Raw genomic sequence first — 6105 nt, 5'->3', positions numbered from 1 at the left:
TCTCGCCCAGTACAGCATCCTGCTGCCGACCCGCCGCGCCTGCCGGACGCTCCGCGAAGCCTTCCTCCGCCTGTCGGGCGGCGCGCCGCAACTGCTGCCGCGCATGAGCCCGCTCGGCGACATCGACGCCGACGAACTGAGCCTGTCGCTGGAAGAAATCCCTGGCCTTGCCGGCGCGCTCGACCTGCCCCCCGCACTCTCCAGCCTGCGCCGGCAACTGCTGCTGGGCCGCGCCATCCTGGCCAAGGACGGCAAGGGCATCACCGCCGATCAGGCCGCCCGTCTGGCGGCCGAACTCGCCCGCCTGCTGGATCAGGTCCATACCGAAGGCGTCCCCTTTGACGGCCTGGCCGCCCTCGTCCCCGAGGAATACGCCCAGCACTGGCAGATCACGCTGGAATTCCTGAAGATCCTGACGGAGATCTGGCCGACCATCCTCGACCTGGAAGGCGCCATCGACGCCGCCCAGCGGCGCAATCTGGTGCTGAAGGCGCAGGCCGACGCATGGCGCGCCAACCCTCCCGCCGGTCCCGTCATCGCCGCCGGATCGACCGGCACGATCCCGGCGACCGCCGACCTGCTCGAAGTGATCGCCAACCTGCCCCAGGGCTGCATCGTCCTGCCCGGCCTGGACCAGGAGATGGACGACGATAGCTGGACGGCGGCTTCCATCGACGACGGCCACCCGCAGCACGGTCTCGCCAGCCTGCTGACCAAGCTGAAACTGCCCCGCGCCGAGGTCCAGCCGTGGGACTGCCCGCTGGAACCCGCCAACCCGGCCCGCACCAGCCTGATCGCCGAGGCGATGCGCCCCGCCGCCACGACGGAGGCATGGCGGGCGCTCGACTCGTTCGATGAACAGGCGCTCGACGGCATCACCCGGATCGACTGCCCTACTTCCCAGGAAGAAGCCGCCGTCATCGCCCTGATGATGCGGCAGGCGCTGGAAATCCCCGGCCGTACCGCCGCCCTGATCACGCCCGACCGCAATCTCGCCCGCCGCGTCGCCACCGCGCTGGAGCGCTGGGACATCGCCGTGGACGACTCCGGCGGACGCCCACTGGCGGACACCGCCGTCGGCGCCTACCTGCGCCTCACCGCCGAGTGCGCGGTAGAGAACGCCGACCCGCTCCGCCTGCTCGCCCTGCTTAAGCACCCCCTGGCGGGTGGCCGGCTGGAGCTGATCAAGTTCCGCAACCGCGCCCGCCACCTGGAACGCGCTGTCCTACGCGGCCCCCGCCCCGCCCCCGGTTTCCGGGGCCTGCTCACCGCCCTACAGCAAGCCGACGAACGCCGCTTCGACTTCGGCGAGGAAGGCCGCGTCAAGCTGATCCAATTCGTCGAGAAGCTGCAAAGCCGCGCGGCCGACTTCTTCGACGCGATGTCCGGCCCCAACGCGCTCCAGCCCGCCGACTGGCTGCGCCTGCACATCGCGTTTGCCGAATCGCTGGCCGCGACCGACGACCTCAGCGGCCCCGACCGTCTGTGGCGGCACGAAGACGGCGAAGCCGCCGCGACCTTCGTCAACGAGATGATGCAGGCCGCCGGAGACTTTCCGCCGATCTCCGCCTCCCAGTACCCGGCCTTCCTCGAAGCCCTGATGGCCTCGACCGTGGTCCGCCCGCGCTACGGCCGCCACCCGCGCCTCAGCATCCTGGGTCTGCTGGAAGCCCGCCTCCAGCACGCCGACGTGATGATCCTGGGCGGCCTCAACGAGGGCACATGGCCGCCGGACGCCGCTGCGGACCCGTGGCTGTCCCGCCCGATGCGGAAGGCCTTCGGCCTGCCGGTGCCGGAACGTCAGGTCGGCGTCGCGGCCCATGACTTCGTCCAGGCGGCGGGCGGCGCCAGCGTCGTCCTGACACGAGCCGAACGGGTGGACGGCACCCCCACGGTGCCGTCCCGCTGGCTGCTGCGGCTGGACACCGTCCTGCGCGGCCTCGGCCTGCACGGCCTGATCGACGCCGAGGCGGAGCAGTGGCTGTCCTGGGTCGAGCAGCTCGACCGCCCGGAGGAAGTCCGCCCCGTCCAGGCCCCCGAACCGCGTCCTCCGCTCGCCGCCCGCCCGCGCACCTTGTCGGTGACCGAGATCGAGACGTGGATGCGCGACCCCTACGCGATCTACGCCCGCCGCGTGCTGAGGCTGGACGCTCTGGAACCCATCGCGGCCGATCCCGGTGCGGCCGAACGCGGCCAGTTCATCCACCAGGCGCTCGACAACTTCGTCAAGGCCTACCCCCAGGCGCTGCCCAACGACGCGCTGGAAAAGCTGACTCGCTTCGGCCAGGACGCCTTCGGCAAGCTGCTCTCCCAGCCGGAAGTCTGGGCCTTCTGGTGGCCCCGGTTCGAGCGGGTGGCCGCATGGTTCGTCCAGTTCGAGACCGAACGCCGCCGCACCATCCGCCCGCTCGCGACCGAAGTGAAAGGCAGGCTGGTGCTGGAAGGCCCCGCCGGTCCCTTCACGCTCCGCGCCAAGGCCGACCGGATCGACAAGCTGCCGGACGGCGGCCTCGCGATCATCGACTACAAGACCGGCACGCCGCCGTCGAGCACCGAAGTTGCGCTGGGTTTCGCCCCGCAGCTTCCGCTGGAAGCGGTCATGGCGGCGACCGGAGGCTTCGAGTCGGTCGATGCCTCCCCCGTCGGCGCCATGGCGTTCTGGAAGCTGAGCGGCGGCGATCCAGCCGGTTCCGAAATCCCCGTCAAGGGCGACCTGACCGTCCTGGCGGAACAGGCCCGCTCCGGCCTGATCGACCTGATCCGCACCTTCGACGACCCGGCCACGCCCTACCGCTCGCGCCCCCGCCCGGACTGGGCGCCGCGCTACACCGACTACGGCCACCTCGCCCGCGTCCAGGAATGGTCCGCCGGCGGCGGGGAGCCTGTGGAATGACACCAGCGGTTCCGAAGATCGAACAGCAAAATGCCTTTATCGTAAGTCGGTCTAGAGCGAAGCGGCAGCCGACAAGCCGGCGCGTCTATGTCGGCTGCCGCTTCGCTCTAGACCGACCTACGGGATCGGCCCCTGCATCGAGCATCTCCTCATGAGCGTCATCGACTTGCCCTCCCGCGCGATCGACCCCAACGTCAAGCAGCGCAGCGCCAGCGATCCGGAATGCTCCGTCTGGGTCGGCGCCTCCGCCGGCACCGGCAAGACCAAGGTGCTGACCGACCGCGTGCTGCGCCTGATGCTGGCCGGAACCCAGCCGTCGCGCATCCTCTGCCTGACCTTCACCAAGGCGGCGGCGGCGGAAATGTCGATCCGCATCAACAACACGCTGGCGCAATGGGCGACGCTGCGCGACGACCGCCTGGAAGACCGGCTCACCGACCTGACCGGCGCCCGCCCCGACGCCGACATGCGGACCCGCGCCCGCCGGCTGTTCGCCCAGGTGGTGGACTGCCCCGGCGGCATGAAGATCCAGACCATCCACGCCTTCTGCCAGTCGCTGCTGCGCCGCTTCCCGCTGGAAGCCGACCTCGCCCCGCAGTTCGACGTGATGGACGAGCGCACCGCCGACGAGCTGCTGGCGGCAGCCCGCGACACCGTCCTGGCCCGCTCCCGCTTCGAGGCCGGCAGCGAACTCGGCAAGGCGGTCACCCGCCTGACCCGCGACATCCAGCAGGACGACTTCGCCGATATCCTGAAGTCGATCGCGATGGAGCGCGGCCGCATCCGCCGCATCATCGAGCGTCACGGCGGCCTGCCCGCCACCATCGCCGCCGTCTTCGACCTGCTGAAGGTGCCGCCCGGCGCCGACGAGACCGAAATCCTCACCCAGGCCTGCCACGACGGCGCGTTCGATGTGCCCGGCCTGCGCGACGCCTGCCGCGCCCTGTCGTCGGGCAGCAACACCGACCAGGAACGCCGCACCGGCATCCAGGCATGGCTCGACGCCGCCGAGTCCCGGATCGAGCGCTTCCACGAGTTCGTCAAGCACTTCCTCACCACCGAGGGAGTCCCCCGCAAGACCCTGCTGACCAAGAAGCCGGCGACGTCCAACCCGGCGGCCCTCCAATGCCTGATGGCCGAGGCCGAACGCCTGTGCCAGATCATCGACCGGGTCAAATCGGCCGGAGTCGCCAACTCGACCTCCGCCCTGCTGATCCTGGCCGAAGCGCTGATCGAGACCTACACCCAGCTCAAGGCCGACCGCTCCCGGCTGGACTATGACGACCTGATCCTGGCCGCCCAGCACCTTCTGACCAAGGACGGCGTCGCCCCCTGGGTGCTGTTCAAGCTGGACGGCGGCCTGGACCACATCCTGATCGACGAGGCGCAGGACACCAATCCGGAGCAGTGGCAGGTGGTCGCGGCCTTGGCCGAGGAGTTCTTCGCCAACGCCGCCGGCTCCGACCGCATCCGCACGCTGTTCGCCGTCGGCGACGAGAAGCAGTCGATCTACAGCTTCCAGCGGGCCGACCCGGCCGAGTTCGCCCGCATGCGCGGCCATTTCCAGTCCCGAGTGGAGACGGCTGAAGGCCGCTGGCACAAGATCGACCTGGAAATCTCCTTCCGCTCGACCGCCGCCGTGCTCGACGCGGTGGACGCCGTCTTCGCGCTCCAGACCGCCCGCGACGGCGTCGCGTTCGAGTCCTCCACGACGATCCGCCACGTGGCGTTCCGCCGGGGCCATGCCGGCCTCGTGGAACTCTGGCCCCCCGTCACCCCGCAGGAACGCGAAGCCCCGGCCCCGTGGGAGCCGCCGCTGACGCGCCAGCGCACCGACAGCCCGCCGGCAAGGCTCGCCGCCGTGATCGCCGACACGATCCGCGACTGGCTGGAGCGCGGCGAGGAACTGCCGGCCCGAGGCCGCGCGATCCGCCCCGGCGACGTCATGGTGCTGGTCCGCCGCCGCACCGGCTTCGTCGAGGAACTGGTGCGCGCCTTGAAGGAGCGCGCCGTCCCGGTGGCCGGCGTGGACCGCATGGTGCTGACCCAGCAGCTCAGCATCATGGACCTGATGGCGCTCGCCAATTTCCTGCTGCTGCCGGAAGACGACCTGACGCTGGCGACCATCCTGAAGAGCCCGCTGATCGGCCTGACGGAAGAACAGCTCTTCGACCTCGCCCACCCGCGCAAGGATACGCTGTGGAAGGCCCTGCGGACCCATGCCGAGACCGGCACGGAGCTTCGCCCCATCCACGACTATCTGCGTCGGCTGCTGAACGAGACCGACTTCATCCGCCCGTTCGAGCTGTTCGCCCGCGTCCTGAACGCTCCCTGCCCCGCCGACGAGGTCAGCGGCCGGCGCGCGATTCTGAAGCGCCTGGGTCCCGACGCGCAGGACCCGCTGGACGAGTTTCTGACCGCCTGTCTGGCGTTCGAGCGCAGCCACGCGCCCTCGCTCCAGAGCTTCCTGCACTGGCTGGAGGCCAGCGAGGCGGAGATCAAGCGCGAGCTTGAACAGGGCAGCGACCGCGTCCGCATCATGACGGTCCACGGATCGAAGGGCCTGCAAGCCCCCATCGTCTTCCTGCCCGACAGCATGGGCGTGCCGATCCAGAGCCCGCGCATCCTGTGGCCCGAGGAGTCCGACGGCGTCCCCCTGTTCGCCCCCCGCCGCGCCCAGGAGGACGGCACCTGCAACAGCGCCCGCCGGATCGCCGACCAGCGGCGCGACCAGGAATACCGCCGCCTGCTCTACGTCGCCCTGACCCGAGCCGAGGACCGGCTTTACATCTGCGGCTGGCAGGGCAAGAAGGAACCCAACGACTCCTGCTGGTACCGCCTTGCCGAACAGGCATTGCGTGAGATCGGCGAGCCCTGCAACTACGACTTCACCGCCGTGTCGCCCCAGGACGGTTGGGCCGGCGAGGGCTGGCGCCTGCGCGGCGCGCAGTCCATGCCGGCCAAGGACGACAACCTCGACGCCGACCGCGAGACCGCCCCGTCATCCCTGCCGCAGTGGGCCAGAGCCGGCGCCCCGGACGAGCCGACCCCGTCGCGCCCCCTGACCCCATCGCGCCCGGAAGAACCGGAACCCGCCGTCCGCTCCCCCATGGGCACCGACAACGGCGCCCGCTTCCTGCGCGGCACCTTGATCCACCGCCTGCTCCAGACCCTGCCCGACCTGGACCCCGCCTTGCAGGAGGCCGCCTGCC

The 6105-nt window shown here is 70.5% G+C and carries 2 protein-coding genes; both read left to right on the top strand.

Annotated elements, in window-relative coordinates:
• Positions 1-2893, top strand: a 2893-nt coding sequence (gene addB, locus AC5JJ6_RS37120) for a double-strand break repair protein AddB (RefSeq protein WP_496046846.1), incomplete at its 5' end; no start/stop codon positions are given.
• Positions 2894-3044: 151 nt separating this feature from the next.
• The coding region (gene addA / locus AC5JJ6_RS37115; RefSeq protein ID WP_496046845.1) for a double-strand break repair helicase AddA at positions 3045-6105 on the top strand (3061 nt) is incomplete at its 3' end.

It is taken from the genome of Skermanella sp. (assembly GCF_059503625.1).
Note: the sequence above shows the minus strand (reverse complement) of the source record. Positions and strands in the feature narration are given on the sequence as shown.